This is a genomic window from Streptomyces sp. NPDC101219 (assembly GCF_044767675.1).
GTDB lineage: Bacteria > Actinomycetota > Actinomycetes > Streptomycetales > Streptomycetaceae > Streptomyces.
This window is the reverse complement of the sequence record NZ_JBIWOK010000021.1, coordinates 16,090-32,389: the sequence shown is the minus strand read 5'-3', so window position 1 is coordinate 32,389 and position 16,300 is coordinate 16,090. Positions and strand designations below refer to the sequence as shown.

The window sequence follows — 16,300 nt, the reverse complement described above, 5'->3', positions numbered from 1 at the left end:
TCGTTAGCCAGCACAGTGTGGTCGCCGTGGACAGCGGGGCCGCGTGCACGACAGCAGGAGGAATCCGGTGAGCGACCGTAGCGCCATCGAGTGGACTGAGGCGACGTGGAACCCGACCACCGGTTGTGATCGTGTCTCTTCCGGCTGTGATAACTGCTACGCCCTAACCTTGGCAAAGCGGCTGAAGGCGATGGGGGCGGAGAAATACCAGAACGACGGTGATCCCCGCACGTCGGGCCCAGGGTTCGATGTCACGCTGCACCCGGATGCTCTGAACGTTCCCTACGGGTGGAAGAGTCCGCGCACGGTGTTCGTGAACTCGATGTCCGACCTGTTTCACGCGCGGGTGCCGCTCGATTTCGTCCGCCAGGTCTTCCAGGTCATGGCCGACACCCCGCAACACACCTACCAGGTCCTCACCAAGCGGGCCCGACGCCTGCGCCAAATCGCTCCCAAGCTCGACTGGCCGGACAACGTCTGGATGGGCGTCTCGGTGGAGACCGAGAAGGAGCTGGCGCGCGTGGACGATCTGCGTGAAGTCCCTTCGGCCGTACGGTTCCTGTCCTGCGAGCCGCTGCTGGGTCCACTGGCTGGCCTGCGTCTGGACGGCATTCACTGGGTGATCGCCGGCGGTGAGTCCGGCCCCGGGCACCGGGCTCTGGACGAAGCCTGGGTCACTCAGATCCGCGACACCTGCCAGGATGCCGGCGTCGCCTTCTTCTTCAAGCAGTGGGGCGGGCGCACCCCCAAGGCCGGCGGCCGGCTCCTGGAGGGCCGGACCTGGGACCAGATGCCGCTGTCGGTCGCGGCCTGACCGGTCTGCTCGTTGTGGCCGGGCACGGTCAGGCCCGGCCACACATCAGGCCGCGAGGTTGCCGGGATACAGGGTGATCTCGCGGGTCTTCTTCACGCCCACGCCGTTGCTGGGCGTCCCGCCCTGCTCGTGCAGACGTTGTACCGCTTTGCGCACCACCGGCTCGGTGATCTGCCCGTAGTAGGACCCGAAGACCTCCAGCGTGTGGTCGACGAGCTTGACCGGCCGCCGGGTCCGTGCCAGAAGCTTCGCAAGGTTCTCAGCGATCTCCGGCACCGCCTTGGCCTCCACTTCCTTCGGATCCGGGCGCGTCACCGAGGCCATGGAGAACAGCGCGTCGTCCTCTTCACGCTCCTCCAGCGTCTCCCACCACGTTGCCCGGGCCCGGGCAACGGTGTCGCCGAACACCCACAGCCCATACGGGCTACGGGTGGCGAACACAAGCCGGTACACGGCCCGCTTGCGCGGCGAGTGCGACACCGGCACGGACTGCACAAGCATCCCGGTACGCCGCTCCAGACGGCGGGCGTACTCGGCCGCCACCGCCTCGATCGCATCCTCGGCCGCGCCGTCCTTGTTGCGGGAGGCCACCGCGTCGGCGAAGTACTCCCGCCACCAGGTCCCGCCGCACACGTCGTCGAACCGCTGCAGAGACTTCTCGTTGCCCTTCGGGGAGCGGACGTGCCCACCCAGACGCCACACGGCCATCATGCTGAAGTTCATCAGCAGCTCAGTCGGGGGCCACTTCTGCGGACGCTTACGTGCGAGGACATCGACGAGGCGGTCCTGCGGCAGAACGAGCCCGCACGGGTCCAGGAAGAGAAACAGCGGCTCCCGGACGGCCCGCTGAACGACCTGGTCAAGAACACCGTCGACCTCACCGCGATGAGCGTGCGCCCGTACACCGCGAGCCAGGTAGTGCTGGACGACCTCGCGTAACCGGTCGAACGACTTTGCCTGGGGCTCGGAGAAGAAGCACTCCAACGTGAGCCCGGGCTTATGACGCAGGGACGAAGCGACCTTCAGCGCAATCTCCGCGGACGCCGGGTCGCCGTTCTCATAGCGGCCTTCACCCGCGTATCCGTCGAGGTAGACGACGCGCTTGTCGTGGGAATGCGTACCCGTCATTCCGCCGAACTGCGGCAGATACCGCTTGAGGAGATCGTGCTTGAACACGCTGGGAAGCGCTTTATCCGCCCAGTAATCCCCGCCTGTACCCGACGACATCGCCCCACCCCTAGGTTCGCCGTAGTTGTCTGATCACAGATGGTGAGGCACCGGTGGGAGCAGAGCAAGAGGCACTGCCCGCTGTGGGGAGCGCCGTGGCGCTGTGCTGTTCCCCTATGTTTCTGCGGTTGCGCCGGCCAGGGAGTCGAGGAGCTCTCCGAAGGTGATCTTCTCGCGGTCGTAGTCGAAGGTCATGGCGGCGGCGAGTGCTTCCCACCGGTCGGTGCTGCGCCCGCAGTGGTCCAGCAGGACTTTCAGGGCGACTTCGGGTTCGTGGCGGGCGAGGATTTCGTCGGCGGGGATCTGGCGCAGGTGCTCCAGGGTGCGGTAGCGGGATTTCACGACGGCGCGGTAGACGTCCCGACGTGACCAGAGCCCTTCGGATTCAGGGGCGTCGAGCCAGGACTGCAGCACGGCGGCCGGGTCGGGGTGACGGTCGAGCTCCTCGTCGGTGAGCAGCCGCAGCACGGCTTCGTTGGTGTCGGCCGGGGCGAGGGCGACCGCGGCCGTGTGCAGCCAGTCGGGGACGTCGTTCTGGTGGCCGATCCAGGCGAGTTCGAGCGGGTGCAGCCCGGGGAGGGTGTCGGTGACCGCGGCGGGCGGGGTGTGCGGGTTGCCGGCGAGTGCGGTCAGCGCGGCGACGCGCCGGTGCTGGTAGTTGTGCTCCAGGAGACGGACCGGACTGAGCAGGTCGGTGTCGGCGGTGATGCGGGACAGGCGGGGGCTGGGCGGGGTGGAGACGACGGCGGGTTGTTCCAGCGTGGCCAGCAGCGCGCAGGCCTTGGCCAGGTGCGTGGGGTTGGTGCTGAGCAGGGCCAGGTCCTCGGCGATCGCGACGGCCCGGTGCTTGTGGTCGTCGTTGCGCGGTGGGGTGAGCAGGCGGCCGCGGCGGACGCATTCGTCGGCGGCCGCCTGCAGCTGGGTGGCTGCGATGTCGGTGAGGCGGGGATTGTAGCGGACCCGGTTGGCGATGTGGTGGAGCCGGTGGCGGGCGTTCACGCTCGGCTTGGGCAGGCCGGCCATCTCCGGTAGGCCCAGGGCGGGCAGGCAGGCACGCAGCAGGGCGGTATCGAGAGCAGGCTCCGGCTTGGGCTGTTCGGACGGGCTGTCGTCCGGGTCTGCGGTGAGGGAGGAGCTGCTGGACGCCATCATGCGGCTGCGGCGTGCCTCGACTTCGGCCTGGTCCAGCAGGAGGTGCTGGACGGCGGTGCCGAGGGTGGGGTGTTCGACCAGGTCGTGCCAGCGGTCGGGGCAGGTTGCGAGGATGCGCCAGGGAGCGCCTTCCCCGAACTCGTGGGGCAGGCCACGGTCGACACGTTGCGCGAACTGCCATTCCTCGTGCTGCGGATCCTTCAGTAGCCGGGCGAGCGGGGTGAGGGCGTGCTCCAGGACCGCGTCGAAGAGCGCCGGAGGGATGGGAGGGGCCGGTTCGGCGTCCGGCCGGTACCGGTGGCGGTTGGGGTCCCAGTCGGTGACGACGTCCTCGAGGTCGGTGTCGTGCATGCCGGACAGCAGGCCGATCGCGGCGTTGACCTGGTCGGGGTGGCGGGCCAGGCCGATGACCAGGCCCGGCGTCGGGCGGTGGGTGCGCAGGATCGCCGGCAGGTCGCCGGCCACAACGACGCCCTGGCTGGCGAGTTCGGCGAGCTGCTTGTCGTCGGCCTGCTGGAGGAGCTGGCGGCGCAGTCCGGGGCGGGTGACGCGGCTGAGCAGAACAGGCAGAGCGTCCGCGAGGGCCTTGGCACGGCGTTCCTCGCCGCGGCTGTCGACGCCGTAGGGGGCGCGGGAGGTCGAGCACAGCGCCTCGACCACCGTGGGGAGCGCCTCGTCCGGCAGTGCCTCGCTCACGGCGAGCTGCTGCCACAGCCAGTACGTCCCGGCGTTCACCATGCTCTTCGGCCCTCCCAGGCTGCGACTCCGTGTGACCGTCTGGTCACTGCATAGCTGGGGGTGACGCTACGCGGTGACGGCCGCCCACCGGCCCGGAACGGTGAATTGCGCCGTCAGATCGCTCAGGGGTTCAGGGGAAGTGACCCGGCAGGTCCGCTGCCGCGAGACCAGCCGGGCCGGCCATCAGACGAGGCCGAGCGCGGCCAGCGTCGTGAGCCCGAGCGTCATGGAAACAGCGAAGGCGCCCCCTGCGGACAGAACGGCCTCGGCCGGGGACACCCCGGTGGTGTAAGTGAGGATTCCAGCGCCGGTGGCCACGATTATCGAGACCAGGGCGCAGATCACGACCAGCAGCACTTTGACGCCGAACGACGGGTTGAACTTCAACGGTCCGGATGACCTTTCCGATGGCCGGACCGGGGGCACACGGCTCTCAGCCCGACCACCACGTTGCCTACATGGGGTCTTGCTGAGGCCGTGCCGACGTTCACTGGTCTCGACGCCTTGCCAGGGCCGCTCTATGGCTGTTCATCCCGGTGAGCTCGGAAGCAGGGGGTCGTGGGCTCAACAATCGGGCTCTCGAGGCATCAGCCACGGGCCCCGCAACGGCCACTCAGACAGCGCAATAAGGCTCAAGCCAGCTTCGGGCGCCTTGTTGTCGGCCGACCCGGGACACGTCGGCATCCCAAGCTCACGCATGTCGCACGCGCCCCGCACTGTAGTGGAAGAACAGCGCGCCAACACCCGCGACACGCACACATGTTCAGGCCGGTAGCTGGCTGTCGGGGTGGACTGGGCCAGCCACCTGGTGCGTGGCATTCAGATGGGCCTGGGGCCCCGGTGTTCTCGTCCAGGAGCCGCGCGATCTTGCCTGACACGGTTCGGCGTCCGTGTGCCGTGCCTCAGACGAAGGGCTGTCCGTGCGGGATGAAGGCGAGGCTGCGCCGAGTTCGGCGCCATCGAAGGGGTCGGCCTGGGAAGTAACGCGGCCGGGACCTGGTGGTCCCGGCCTGCGCCTGCTGGAGGGGCGAGCCACCGCCCGTTCCAGGTAAGTCCCTGTTCACTGGTTGGAGCCAGAGGAGGTCAGGGCCTGCCTCTCGGAAGGGGCAGATGTGCGGATGGTTGCAGTCTGCTGCGATGACAGCAAGCGGATGTGGGACGAACTCGATGAAAGTACCTGGAAATGATGGCCACGGCTTGACGCTGAGGTGGCGACCCTTGCGAGAAGGTACAGGTCGCGTCAGAGGCTCATCTGGTAGGGCGGTGCGCTCGGGAGAACTTGCCAGTTGGCCCTGTCTCCGCCGGATGCGACAGATGCGAATTTAGTACTCGTGATCGGCATTCGAGCGGTCCGATCACTGGCACCATTCTGTTCACCGCAGCGCGGCGGAGCCACCCGTTGAGCTGTCGGCGTTGGTTGGAGCCAGAGTTCTGAGACCCCGGTGCCCGTCGTGGTGCGCAGCACCCGTACGTGTTTCCGGAGGAAGGGCACGTCATGCTGCAGTACGCCTTGATATGGACCGTGGATCGCGGAGGACGGACTTCGGTTCCCGCGGTCGGATAGCCGCGATGCCGCGTACGGGGCGTCCAATGGCGCCCGTTCCGAACCCGAAAAGCTGGAAGGGCCAGCTGGCTGCAGCGCTGCGGGCGGGGAGAGCCGCCCGTGCACTGACTCGCCAGCAGGTTGCCGACAAGGCCGGAACGTCCGTCGGGACGATCCAGCGTGCTGAGTCCGGTCATGCCCTGCCGACGCTTCAGATGGCACATGCCATCGCGCTTGTCTGTCACTTGGACGGCGAGCAGATCGAGTCGCTGTGGAGGAAGGCATCGCAGCACGGACGCAAACAGCACCCGACGCGCGCACGTCCGCCGGCTCAGATTTTGAACTCCGCAGAACTGGGGCTTGCGTTGAGGCGGTTGTGGCAGATGAATGGTTGTCCGTCCCTGGCTGAGATGGAAAGGCGGGCCAGGGCCCGTAGCCGTGAGTTCGGCCCACTGTCCCGGTCGACGGCGTGGCGGATCCGGGAGCGAGACCAGTCAGTCGCATCCGAGAAGCAGTTGTTCGCGTACCTCGTTGCTTGCGAGGTACCAGAGAAGCGCTTCCGCCTCTGGGCCGAGGCCTGGCACCGGGTGCGCCATGCCGAGAGCCGACGCGATACCACAGGTGACGCCCGTCAAGGGGCGCTGACTGCGGCCGAGGCGGAGCGCCGAGTGCGTGAGGCCGGGCTCATCCCTCAAGAGCGGTTCCGGGGGAGCAGGGTGCCCTGGACGGTGCGGTGTCGACGACGGTCGTGCCGCAAGATCAGCCGAATCCGCTACGCGGACGTCATCGCCGGCAACAGCGGGTGCCCTAGCTGCGCCCGGCACGAAGCCTGAACATCCTCCCCGCCCTCAGGGCCCCTCAACTTCGTGAACCACGAGGAGATCCAAGATTCATGTCCGATCTCAGCCCGCATGCCCCAAGCCTGCTGAAGAGGCTTGCGGCCTGGGTCCGTCGCCGCCTACGCGCGATGCTCTCCAGCGCCCTGCGCGGTGCTGCCTACGCCTCCGGAGCCGGCCTCGTCGGCCTGGTGTTCTGGTGGATTCAGCACCAGCTGTCTTAAGTCGGCGGGCACGCGCACACCGCTGTGGTCGCCAAGACTGCACCGACACTCCGTAGGCCCGCGCCGAAATCGGCGCGGGCCTACGACTGCTGCCGGATGACGATGGGGCGTTGGCGGATCCCGAAGGCGCGGGCCTCCTGCTCGTTCACCTGCCAGGCCCGGCTCCCGGTGCATCCGCACCGTCCCGGCCAGTGCGCCCGGCGGGTCTCGACAACACCCAGCCGCGCCCGCTCCGACCACGTCTGCGCCTCGCTCTGATCCGCCGGGGTCGCCACCCCAGCAAGCCCGCCCGGCCAACGGGGTGATCTCTCGGCAACTCGGTCCGCCATCTATAAGCCTCACACCGCGTTTCCCCAGGTGAGGGCGGCGCACGCGGAGCCTGTGAGCTGTGAGCCAGGGCCTGCTCCGGGCGTCCACCTCACGCCGCAAGATAACTCTGACAGGGTTAAAGACACGGGTTAAAGTCTAGGCTAAATAATGCTAGGGTCGGGGCGCGAGAGGAGATTCACGTATGGCATCCGAGGAAGAGCTGTTCGCGAACATCGACGCGTTGCTGGAGGAGGAGCCGCAGCTCCCGCCCCCAGCCGAACGCGCCCGACTCCGCGAGGCTGCCGGTATCACCCAGGCCCGCCTCGCGACCGCGCTGAAGACCACGACGCAGACGGTGAAGAACTGGGAGAACGGCCGCTCCGAGCCGAAGTCGCCGCGCCTGGAGGCGTACCAGCGGCTGCTGAAGGGGTGGGCGGCGAAGTACCCCGCCCACGGCACCCCCGCCGCGCCTGTCGCCCCCGTGGCTCCGGCCGCCGCGCCGCAGCTGGTGACGCCGGAGACGTTCACGGGCCCGGCCGCGCCCGAGGCGACGGCCCCGGCGCCGGTGGAGGCTCCCGCCGCCCAGGCCGCGCCCGAGCGCCCCGCCCGTCCGGCCACGCGGCCGGCCTCGTCGCGGTGCCCGGCGAGGAAGGCGGCGAAGCCTGCTGTCGACCCGCGCTTCCCGCACGGGCCGCTCGCCGTGCTGGACGGCGACGGCTCCGCGTACGGCGTCGACGGGATCGTGCTGGACTGCCCGGCGACCACGATCCCGGAGCTGGTGGAGTGGACGCTACGCGAGTCCGGCCTCGGTGCGCCGAAGCTCAACCGCTACGGCAAGGACTCCGACCCGCTGATCGTGCTCACCGCCGCGGCCGCCGTGAAGCTCGGGCTGCCCGAGCGCCTGGAGGGCCACGAGCAGCGCCGCTCCCTGCGCCTGCCGGAGGACCACCCGGTCGTCAAGCAGGTAGCGAAGGCCAAGTGGCAGCTCACGCAGCGCGGGTTCGGCCCGTGGGCGCGGATCTACCGCAAGGCGCAGGGCCGCGACCGGCAGTGCGTGCAGCTGGCGATCCTGTCGTGGGACGCCCTCGATGAGCGCTCCTGGCCCGGCGTGAGCGAGATGGAGCCGGCCGACATCGCCCGCGTCCTCGGGGTTTACGCCCAGCGGGTCATCACCCCGCGCGGCTCGACGGCGGTCTCGGGCCTGGAGCTGATGACGGCGTTGCGCCCGCCGACGAAGCCGGAGCGTGACCCGGAGACCGGGAACTGGGTGTCCGGTCACAACCCGGGCTCGCTGGGGACGGAGCCGATGGACCCGGCGCCGCCGGAGGCCACCCCGGAGCACCCGGTCGTCGTTCAGTCCGGCTGGACGGGCGGGTTCCTAAATGAGGAGGCGTACCAGTGGGTGCGGCCGGTGAACTCGCTCAGCGATGAGGAGTGCCTGCTGCCCTTCGCGGTCGGCCTGGACCTCAACACCGCGTTCCTCGCCGCCGCGGCCCGCCTGGTCGTCGGCCTCAGCGCGCCCGACCACTTCCACGCCCCGAAGTTCAACCCGAAGATCCCCGGCTCCTGGCTGGTCGACCTGTCCCACATCGAGCTGGACCCGCGCCTGCCCTCGCCGTTCACGCCGGACGGCTCCCGTCCGACGGGCCCGGCCTGGTACCAGACGCACACCGTCGCCTACGCCCAGGAGCTCGGCTACGACGTCCACCCGATCGACGCGTACCTGCGCCGCGAGACCGGCGCGTACCTGGACCCGTGGCACGACCGGCTCAAGAACGCGTACGTCGACACCCTCGCCGACCTCGGCGTCACCAAGTACCTGGACGACCGCCAGTTCCTTGCCGCGATGGAGCAGCACAAGCAGGTCGATCCGGCCCTGGCTGCCGTCCTTGCGGCCATCAAGGCCACGGTGAAGGGTGGCGTCGGCAAGCTCCGCGAGCGTCCGCAGGGCAAGCACTACAAGGAGGGCGAGCGGTGGCCGGCCCTTCAGCGGCCGACCTGGCGCCCCGACATCCGGGCCGCCGTCATCAGCAAGGCCCGGGTCAACATGCACCGCAAACTCAACAACATGGCGAAGATGACCGGGCTGTACCCGCTCGCCGTGCTCTCCGACTGCGTCGTCTACCCCTCGCCGGGCGCGAGCCCGCTGGACTTCCTCCCCTACGCGGCCTCCGGCAAGCCGCAGCCGGGCGGCTTCCGCCTCGGGCCCACGCCGGGCCTGGCGAAGCTCGAGGGCGTCCAGGAGATGCTCTGGGCGATCGACCTGATGGAGAAGGGCCTCAACCCGGCCCGCCACATCAAGGGCGGCGACGCCGTCCAGGACGAGGGCGAGTAGCCGCCGTGGCCACGGACGCTAGCGGCGCACGGTCCCTCGAGGCTGACGCGGAGCGGGAACGGACGCTGGACCGCCTTCAGGCGCGCATGGAGGCCCTGCAGTTCTTCCTGCGTGCCCACCGGGCCTCGCCTCGTTTCGAGCTGTGGCGGCATGACCTGCGCGAGACGCGCGAGACCTGGATCCACCTGGTCGACCCCGACGGCCAGGACCTCACCACCGAGAAGGGAGCTAGAGCGTGGCCGGAGAGATCGAGGACGCCATCGAGCGGGCCGACCGGGAGGCGTTCACCAAGGAGCCGCCCAAGACCCTCAAGGGCCAGATCAGCTTCTTGATCAGGCAGTTCGGCAGTGCGAAGGCCGTGGCGGCGGAGCTCGGGGTCACCGCCGACTCCGTCAACCGCTACCGGCGCGGCGCCCGCAAGCACGCTCGCGCCGACGTCGCCGCGAAGATTGACGACGCCGTACGGAAGCGGTGGCAGCCGCTGGTGCGCAAGCGCCGGCAGCGCCAGGCCGCCACCACAGGCGGGATCACGGTGGAGACCCGGGCCCGGTTCGGCTACACCGCGCCGGTCGGCACGACCGACGACGGACGGTTCCGGCGACTCACCGTGCACCTTCCCCCGGAGTACGCGCAGCGCCTCTTCGACGCCCGCAACGCGGGGGCCAGCGACCAGCAGATGCGCGGAATCATCGCCGAAGGATTCAAGGAAATCTATTTCCAGGATGGTGGTGGTCGCGCCATGGGGCTGTCGGATGTAGCCATCAACGACATTGACTACCTGGATCTCGATTACTAATTCTGAACCCATTCACGGCCATCACAGATACCGTGATTGGCCAGGCCGTGCTTCCGCGCGGACACCGAGGGGTAGAGAGGACACGACCGTGGCGAGGGCGACCAAGATCCTGCGGGCGGCATGGGTGCCCGATGATGACCCGCAGCGCGACTGGGAAACGCGGCCAGCCTGGCCGTGGACTGGGTCCGGCAGGAATGCCATGAGCAGGGCGCCACCGGAGTGCTTGTGCTCAACGGTTTCGGTGTCGAGCAGCAGGTCCCCTCCCTGCGGCGCTTTGCCGCTGAGCACGCTGTCACGACGCCGCGTGCCTCCCGGGATCGCATAGCCCGCGGTGTCGGACCTGTCCTCGCCTACGTCCCGGATGAGAAGACCCTCGATTTCGCCGCACGCCTTGCCCGTGGGTCATCGCTCGCTGTCGTGGAGAGCATCCACGGCTTTCCCCTCCAGGGCTGGGCGCGACAGCTCGGCGCTGTCGACCTCACTCGCCCCGATGAACAGCCGGTGCCGTTCGACTCCGAGGTGGCGGAAGCGATTGGTCGGCTGGACCTCTACAAGAACAACGGCTTCGGCGATTCCTTCGGTAAACAGCAGGCTCGACGCATCCTGCAGGGCCTGCGCAGCGCAGGGAACCTCGAGCGAGACGTCATCCTGGGAGCTCTGGCAGCCCGGGGGGCCTCCGACCGTGCGGTGCGGAACCTCGCCAAGTTGATCGATTCGCTGGACAGTCGCTGAGCGCCGCATTGCCCCGGCTGGCTCACGGACCCACTTCACGCCCACCTTCGGTAGGCGAGGGAGCCCAGATATCGCACCTACCGAAAGTCAGTTCTTCTGTGCCTGGCGATGCTGGTCGCGGCGCGCCTTGCGTGCGGCGCGCATCGCCGCACGTTCCTCCGGTTGCACGTAGACCACCGTGACGGCTTCTTCGATCAACAGTGCTACGTCTGCGACCTCTTCAGCGGAGAAGGACACCCCGTCGTGCAAACTCCAGTTGCCCAGTGAACGGGCCTCGTGCAGGTCGGCAACGATCTCTGGCGGCACACCCTGAGCGCTCAGTCCGTCGATCCGATCGAAGAGTTTGTTCCCGGCTGCTTGCTTGTCCCGGCACAGCTCCTCGACGGCAGCCCGGTACATCCCCGCCGCAGCCCTCAACGCACCGACGGCCTCGCACCGCGCTCCTTCACCGAACAGATCGCGCATCTTGGCCGGGGCCGCCTCGTGCAACTTCCTGGCGTCCTGACGGGGATGGACCAACTCGACGGTCATAACCTTGACCTTCTTGAGTTCTTCGCTGGTCGGCGGGTCTGACCACGTGGATGGGTCTGGCCCCCAGTAGGCGAAGAAGACGCAGGTCTTCCCGCACAGCTGGCACTCCAAAACGTACTCATCCACCTGCCGCCGCTCGGGCTGCCGAGGGGCAGTACGACTTGTTCCACCGGAGAAGTCAGCGCCAGATGTGTCCCGCCCGGGGACCAGCTCGGGAAACACGGTCCGGCGGTCCTTACGCCTGAAGCCCACCCCTCGCTTGCAGTGCGGGCAGACACCCCTCGGCTGGGTGGTGTTGAGATCGTCGATTTGTATGCCGGTGCTGTTCACACCCCCTGGATACACCCCGGCACTGACACACTGCTTACCATTTTCCTCGCCCCGGGGCCGCGGCTGCCCCACTACCGTTGAGGTACGACCTGCCAGGAGGGGCCGATGAGCGCGCAGCCTGATCACGTACCCGTCACGCCGTACGCCCCCGCGCCCGGGGCGCCGGCCGAACTCCTCGCCCATCTGCGTGCCGACCGGCGCGCGGACACCTGGGTGCCGGCCTTCGAGCGGGAGTGGGCGGCCGCCCTCGAGGAATCGAGGCGCACGTTCTCCCTCGCGCCGCTGTACGAGGTCCTCCAGGACTGGGAGGGCCGTCTCGCCTCCGCTCCGGCCGTCGACGCGTTCGTCGCCTCCGGTTACGACGACAGCGACTTCATCGACATGGCGGAGCTCCGCGGGCGGCGCCGGTGACCGAACAGCAGCCGTACGCGATCCGCTTCTCCGCCCCGGCCGCGAAGGTTTTCGACACCCTGCCCGAGCACATCGAAGACATGGTGTGGGACGTCCTGGACGCCGCTGCGGCCGATCCGTGGGGCTTTGGGCAGTGGAACGCCGACGATCCCGAGGGCGAGGACGTCCGCCACGCCTCCGTCGGCCAGCTCTCCCTCACGTACTGGGTGAACCGGCCCCTGCACCGCCTGTCGGTCCTGACCATCACCTGGCTCGGATAGCCCCGGTGCAGGAGCCCGACCCCGGCATACAGCGGCCAGGGACGGGATGTCGCCAGCGTGACAGGAACTCGGTCAGCGACCGTAGGAGCCGACACCGAACCCGTTGATCCGGGACGAACCAGATTGCCGGAATTCCTTATTATCATCCGGCATCTGTTGGATTGTCAGTGCCCGGCTCTATCTTCGAAGGGAAGTCCTCCCAAGCGAAGGCGGTGCACGTTGGCGAACGGCGTCTGGCACGAGGAACTCCAGCAAGTCCTCGCACTCGACAAGGACGACCTTGGTCTCCCCCGCGACAGCAGACACCTCGTGCCCGACCTGATCGACGCGCTGCTCCGCCCGATCGCCGAACGCGACCGGTTCCTGCTGCAGTGCGTCGAAAGCCAGGCAGGCCGCGTGTGCAAGGCAGAGCAGAACGGTGTGCAGAGCCGCTTCATGTACGTCCGGAAGCATCGCGGCCCCGATGGCCTGGTGCGCTTGCGGGCGGCGCACCTGCCCACGTCCCACGAGATGACGCCGGAGGAGAGCGACCGGCACAAGGCCATGAAGGAGTTTGTGGCCCGGACTTGTGACGCGGCCGGCATCCGGTACGACGTGGAGAAAGCGACCAAGTTCCGAACGTCCCGGCCGGACGTGACCGTCATCGGCGATGGAGGGCTGAACCTGGGATGCGAGGCGCAGTACTACAACGCCAGCCCCGGGACGGTCCTGCGCCGGTCCCGAGCACACGCCAGCGCCGGGCTCACCGCCAACTGGATCACCGACAACGACAAGTTCCACCTCGTCGACCGAGCGAACTGGATGCTGACCCGGCCGGCAACGTGGCGGCAGATCAGCAATGCCACCGATCTTCCCCTGATGGGCGGGTACCGCGTCCTCGTCGAGTGGGCTTGCACAGCGGCGGCCGAGCGTCCATGCCCCGACGGGCTGGTGAAGACCGGCTGCGGCCGGGTGCACCTGCAGTGGGACACCCCCCGGCGGCTGGACGACGAAGGGACGGGCTGGACCGGGGAAGCCGGAAACACCCAGGGCGTCACCATCGGCCAGACGCTGATCGGCGCGGCCACCGGAACCGTGGTGCCGCTCTTCATCCCCTCACAACGCAGCCCGCGGGCTGGTACATACATGTGGGTGCCTGCCCGGGACCGGGCCACGTGGTCCGGGTACCGGCCGATCGAAGAGCCGCCGACCGAGGGAGTCGTCGAACCTGGCGATGCGATCCACTTCTCTGGTGAGGAAGCGGAGCTGTCCTGCCGATTCGGAGAGGAAAAGTGGACGCCAAGCGCCCCGCTACCCCGACGCGGCCTCGCGCAGCTCTCCATCACCGTCGACAGGCCCCAGCCTCCCGTGCACCCAGCCGCGGCGGAGCTCGCGCCGCAGTGTGCCCCGCCGGTCCTCCGCCAGCCGCAGCCTGGGGAAGGCGAGACCGAGGTTCTTCGGCGTGACCAGGCGGCGCAGCCCGCCGTCCCGTCCTTGGCTGCAGAGCCGGTCAGTGCTCCCGCTGTAGAGGACCGGCAAGCCCCTCAGGACGCGCCCCGTACAGGCGCGCCGAACACCGAACCAGATTCGAACACGCGTATCGTTTCGGTCATGGCTGAGACGTCCTTTCCCAGCGACCTGCTCGCCGCCCGGACCCGCCTGAACCAAGCCACCGCGGAGCTGTCGGCGCTGCTGCGGTCCCTGCCCTGGTCGGTGGAACCCGCGGAGGGCTGGCCCGGCATCGAACACCCTCATACCGGCGAGATCACCGGAGGCCGGGAGCCCAGCCCGGGATGGACCAACGAGCAGAAGGCCGCCGTCGCCCGGCTGCGCCAGGAGTGCCTCGAATTGTCCACAACCATCGTCACCCACTCGTACTGGGATGCTTTCCAGGGCAAAGACGTGGTCAAGGAACGGATGCGACTCAAGGCCGCCTCCCGTCCGATGACCACAGCGGGCCTGAGCCCGGCCGCCTGAGCCGCACGGCGCCGGGCACGCCCTATATCCATCCGCCCCGGAAAGGGGAGCGCCACAACCGCGATCCGTCGGCGACCCTGGCGCGGGGCGGCACTTCATGCCCGTGACCCGCAGCTGCCCGGTGCGGCAGCGCCTGGGGATCAACCGAGGTCGGAGGCGAGGGAGTTGAAGGTCTCCCGCATGAGCAGGTCGGTGGCGCCGGGCTGTTCGACCATACTGTCGAAGAGGTCCGCGAGCAGCCAGAGAGCGAAGTTGTGGACCAGCGCCTCCTTCGCCGGGATCGTCCCGAACTGGTCGCGCCAGGCCACGGTGTCCATGCCCATCGCCGCGGCCATGAGGACGCCGGTGACCATCGGTATACGGGCGGGGTCGGCCAGTTCGAAGCCGGGCAGCTTGCGGATCACGGCCGGGATCAGATCACTGAGCGGATCGAGGCCGCCCTCCTCTTCGCCGTCCTGCTGGCCGATGATGTGCGCGGTCAGCACGCTTACCAGGAAGACCGTGCCCCGGGACACTTCCTCCTGGCCGTAGGTGTCCATCGCGGCCTGGACACTTCTCTAAGACCCGGTACGAGTCCCATGCCGCGCGGACTGCTTCGTCCACGATTACACCGTCACTGGTCATGCGCTGACCGTAGTGAAGTCGGCGGACTGCGGTGGCGGTACTCGCACGAACAGTGCTGTCGACAACGGAGCCGTTTCGCATCGGACGTGCCGCCGCTATGCCCAGGGCGGTGCGGTGATCTGCATGTTGTTCCTGCCGAGCTGCCATCGGTCGGGTGCTGCCTGGTGGAAAGCGGGGAAGCGGTGCAGGAGCCGCCCCAGCCCGTCCATCTGCCGGCGGTGCGGTTCCCGCACCGAAGCCGGGAGCGCGGCGAGGATGTCGGTACGGGTCATCGGCTCGGGCGCGCGGGCGAGCAGGCGGGCGACCTGCGAGAGCACGTCGTCCCCGGCGGTGCCGCGCTGGGCCTGGGTCCAGTCGCGTCCGTGCACCTAATGCTGGACGAACGGCTCGCCCAGGATCTTGAAAGCCTCTGTGCCGAACCGGGCGAGCTTCGCGCGGGTGTCGCTGGAGAGCCGACTGCGGTTGCGGTACGCGTAGACACTGGCGGCGGCAACCGCCACTCCGGCGGCCACCGGGTGGGCTCGTGCCAGCCGCACGGCTCCGGCCAGGCCGTACCCGGCTCCCACGATCGTGGTGGTGCTGCCCTGCATGCCTGCCTCCGCCTTGCCGATCCTACCCAGCACGCCCCGTACGGCTTCCCAGTTCGGCACGGCGACGCCCTGGCGGATCAGGTCACGATCGGCGGCCAGCAGGACGACGGGGGCGAGTACGCCGGCGAGCTGCAGGATGCCGACGTCGCTGAGGTCCTCGTGGGCGAGCTTGTGGGCGGCCGCGGTCATGGGCAGCCCGTCCACGCAGACGACGTGCAGCAGCGGCACGTACTGCTGCCACCACAGCCGCTCCGCTCGGGCGAGATCGAAGGCGCCGCCCTCGCGCTTGCGGTCGGCCAGCACACGGGGGACTTCCGCCCACACGTAGTGAGGGATGAACCCGCGCAGCGTCCCGTGCCGCATCCCGGCGAGGATCGAGGACGGCTGGCCGCGTTTCAGGGCCGCAGTGACATCCGATGTGAGCACCGAGGTGTCGAAGACTCCGAGCCGGAAGCCGCTGCCGGTCAACGGCACGGGATAGGCGCTGCTGTACATGACGGGAGCGTAGGCCCTCCAACAGGTCCTTGATGCAGGGGCTTTCCCCGGCGGCAGGACTTGGCAGGGCCGGGGATGTCAGTGGGGTGGTCCATCATCGGTGGATGCCGCAGAAGGAGATTCTCCCGCCGGCCTACCGAAGGCGAAGGTGCTCGCCGCGCTGCCCGAGCACGCGGAGCAGATGGTCTGGGGCGTCCTGGGCGCCGCGGCTGGTGAGATGGCCGGCTGTGTCCAGCGACGCCTGCAAAGGCTGACGCACCAAATGTCGTGAGGGTGACCCGATTGTCAGACCCCTCTGGCAGGCTTACTGACACGTCGTAACGGCGCTGTTACGAGAGGGGTTCCGCGTTGCCCGAAGACTTCCGTGACTCACGTCGGTCATTCAACTCGAGTGAGC

The 16,300-nt window shown here is 68.7% G+C and carries 16 protein-coding genes; 9 read left to right on the top strand and 7 right to left on the bottom strand.

Annotated features, from left to right (window positions below; genetic code table 11):
- Positions 1-67 precede the first annotated feature (67 nt).
- Positions 68-814, top strand: coding sequence for a DUF5131 family protein (locus tag ACIRPP_RS29670; RefSeq protein ID WP_403649108.1), 747 nt, complete (start codon positions 68-70; stop codon positions 812-814).
- Positions 815-859: 45 nt separating this feature from the next.
- Here ACIRPP_RS29670 and tcmP read toward each other — a convergent pair whose 3' ends face one another.
- The 3 genes from tcmP to ACIRPP_RS29655 form a co-directional block, all read right to left on the bottom strand.
- Complete coding sequence (gene tcmP, locus ACIRPP_RS29665) at positions 860-1,990, bottom strand: three-Cys-motif partner protein TcmP (RefSeq protein WP_403649105.1); 1,131 nt, start codon at positions 1,988-1,990, stop codon at positions 860-862.
- A 165-nt stretch (positions 1,991-2,155) separates the two neighbouring features.
- On the bottom strand, positions 2,156-3,931 hold the full coding sequence (locus tag ACIRPP_RS29660; protein WP_403649102.1) for a hypothetical protein: 1,776 nt from the start codon (positions 3,929-3,931) through the stop codon (positions 2,156-2,158).
- A 183-nt stretch (positions 3,932-4,114) separates the two neighbouring features.
- A complete protein-coding gene (locus ACIRPP_RS29655; RefSeq protein WP_403649100.1) occupies positions 4,115-4,318 on the bottom strand; it encodes a hypothetical protein in 204 nt (67 codons plus the stop codon).
- Positions 4,319-5,446: 1,128 nt separating this feature from the next.
- Between ACIRPP_RS29655 and ACIRPP_RS29650 the strand changes: the two genes are divergently transcribed.
- The 5 genes from ACIRPP_RS29650 (at position 5,447) to ACIRPP_RS29630 (ending at position 10,706) form a co-directional block, all read left to right on the top strand.
- Complete coding sequence (locus ACIRPP_RS29650; RefSeq protein WP_403649097.1) at positions 5,447-6,307, top strand: helix-turn-helix transcriptional regulator; 861 nt, start codon at positions 5,447-5,449, stop codon at positions 6,305-6,307.
- A gap of 59 nt (positions 6,308-6,366) precedes the next feature.
- Entirely contained in the window at positions 6,367-6,534 is a 168-nt protein-coding gene (locus ACIRPP_RS29645; protein WP_403649094.1) for a hypothetical protein, read from the top strand.
- 511 nt (positions 6,535-7,045) lie between these two features.
- On the top strand, positions 7,046-9,178 hold the full coding sequence (gene tap / locus ACIRPP_RS29640; RefSeq protein WP_403649091.1) for a telomere-associated protein Tap: 2,133 nt from the start codon (positions 7,046-7,048) through the stop codon (positions 9,176-9,178).
- Between the two features lie 235 nt (positions 9,179-9,413).
- A complete protein-coding gene (gene tpg, locus ACIRPP_RS29635) occupies positions 9,414-9,974 on the top strand; it encodes a telomere-protecting terminal protein Tpg (protein ID WP_403649088.1) in 561 nt (186 codons plus the stop codon).
- A 174-nt stretch (positions 9,975-10,148) separates the two neighbouring features.
- Positions 10,149-10,706, top strand: a complete 558-nt coding sequence (locus ACIRPP_RS29630; protein WP_403649085.1) for a hypothetical protein — start codon at positions 10,149-10,151, stop codon at positions 10,704-10,706.
- An 87-nt stretch (positions 10,707-10,793) separates the two neighbouring features.
- Here ACIRPP_RS29630 and ACIRPP_RS29625 read toward each other — a convergent pair whose 3' ends face one another.
- Positions 10,794-11,567 (bottom strand): DUF4145 domain-containing protein, encoded by a 774-nt coding sequence (locus tag ACIRPP_RS29625; protein WP_403649082.1) that lies wholly within the window; start codon positions 11,565-11,567, stop codon positions 10,794-10,796.
- A gap of 105 nt (positions 11,568-11,672) precedes the next feature.
- Here ACIRPP_RS29625 and ACIRPP_RS29620 point away from each other — a divergent pair, with 105 nt between their 5' ends.
- From ACIRPP_RS29620 to ACIRPP_RS29610, 3 genes are all read left to right on the top strand, one after another.
- Positions 11,673-11,978 (top strand): DUF6247 family protein, encoded by a 306-nt coding sequence (locus ACIRPP_RS29620; protein ID WP_403649079.1) that lies wholly within the window; start codon positions 11,673-11,675, stop codon positions 11,976-11,978.
- Positions 11,975-12,238 (top strand): hypothetical protein, encoded by a 264-nt coding sequence (locus tag ACIRPP_RS29615; protein ID WP_403649076.1) that lies wholly within the window; start codon positions 11,975-11,977, stop codon positions 12,236-12,238. The genes ACIRPP_RS29620 and ACIRPP_RS29615 overlap by 4 nt, the downstream gene beginning before the upstream one ends.
- 219 nt (positions 12,239-12,457) lie before the next feature.
- Entirely contained in the window at positions 12,458-14,194 is a 1,737-nt protein-coding gene (locus ACIRPP_RS29610; RefSeq protein ID WP_403649073.1) for a hypothetical protein, read from the top strand.
- Positions 14,195-14,334: 140 nt separating this feature from the next.
- Here ACIRPP_RS29610 and ACIRPP_RS29605 read toward each other — a convergent pair whose 3' ends face one another.
- From ACIRPP_RS29605 to ACIRPP_RS29595, 3 genes are all read right to left on the bottom strand, one after another.
- Positions 14,335-14,733, bottom strand: a complete 399-nt coding sequence (locus ACIRPP_RS29605) for a hypothetical protein (RefSeq protein ID WP_403649070.1) — start codon at positions 14,731-14,733, stop codon at positions 14,335-14,337.
- 180 nt (positions 14,734-14,913) lie between these two features.
- Positions 14,914-15,186, bottom strand: coding sequence for a hypothetical protein (locus ACIRPP_RS29600; protein ID WP_403649067.1), 273 nt, complete (start codon positions 15,184-15,186; stop codon positions 14,914-14,916).
- The gene (locus tag ACIRPP_RS29595; RefSeq protein ID WP_403649063.1) at positions 15,187-15,903 is read right to left on the bottom strand and encodes a PIN domain-containing protein; all 717 of its coding nucleotides are present in this window, start codon (positions 15,901-15,903) and stop codon (positions 15,187-15,189) included.
- Positions 15,904-16,300 lie beyond the last annotated feature (397 nt).

What these genes read in the sequence shown, in the direction of transcription:
- ACIRPP_RS29660 (WP_403649102.1), bottom strand. Translation starts at nt 3,931, where the DNA reads ATGGTGAACGCCGGGACGTACTGGCTGTGGCAGCAGCTCGCCGTGAGC.
- ACIRPP_RS29650 (WP_403649097.1), top strand. Translation starts at nt 5,447, where the DNA reads ATGGACCGTGGATCGCGGAGGACGGACTTCGGTTCCCGCGGTCGGATA.
- ACIRPP_RS29645 (WP_403649094.1), top strand. Translation starts at nt 6,367, where the DNA reads ATGTCCGATCTCAGCCCGCATGCCCCAAGCCTGCTGAAGAGGCTTGCG.
- tap (WP_403649091.1), top strand. Translation starts at nt 7,046, where the DNA reads ATGGCATCCGAGGAAGAGCTGTTCGCGAACATCGACGCGTTGCTGGAG.
- ACIRPP_RS29620 (WP_403649079.1), top strand. Translation starts at nt 11,673, where the DNA reads ATGAGCGCGCAGCCTGATCACGTACCCGTCACGCCGTACGCCCCCGCG.
- ACIRPP_RS29605 (WP_403649070.1), bottom strand. Translation starts at nt 14,733, where the DNA reads ATGGACACCTACGGCCAGGAGGAAGTGTCCCGGGGCACGGTCTTCCTG.
- ACIRPP_RS29595 (WP_403649063.1), bottom strand. Translation starts at nt 15,903, where the DNA reads ATGTACAGCAGCGCCTATCCCGTGCCGTTGACCGGCAGCGGCTTCCGG.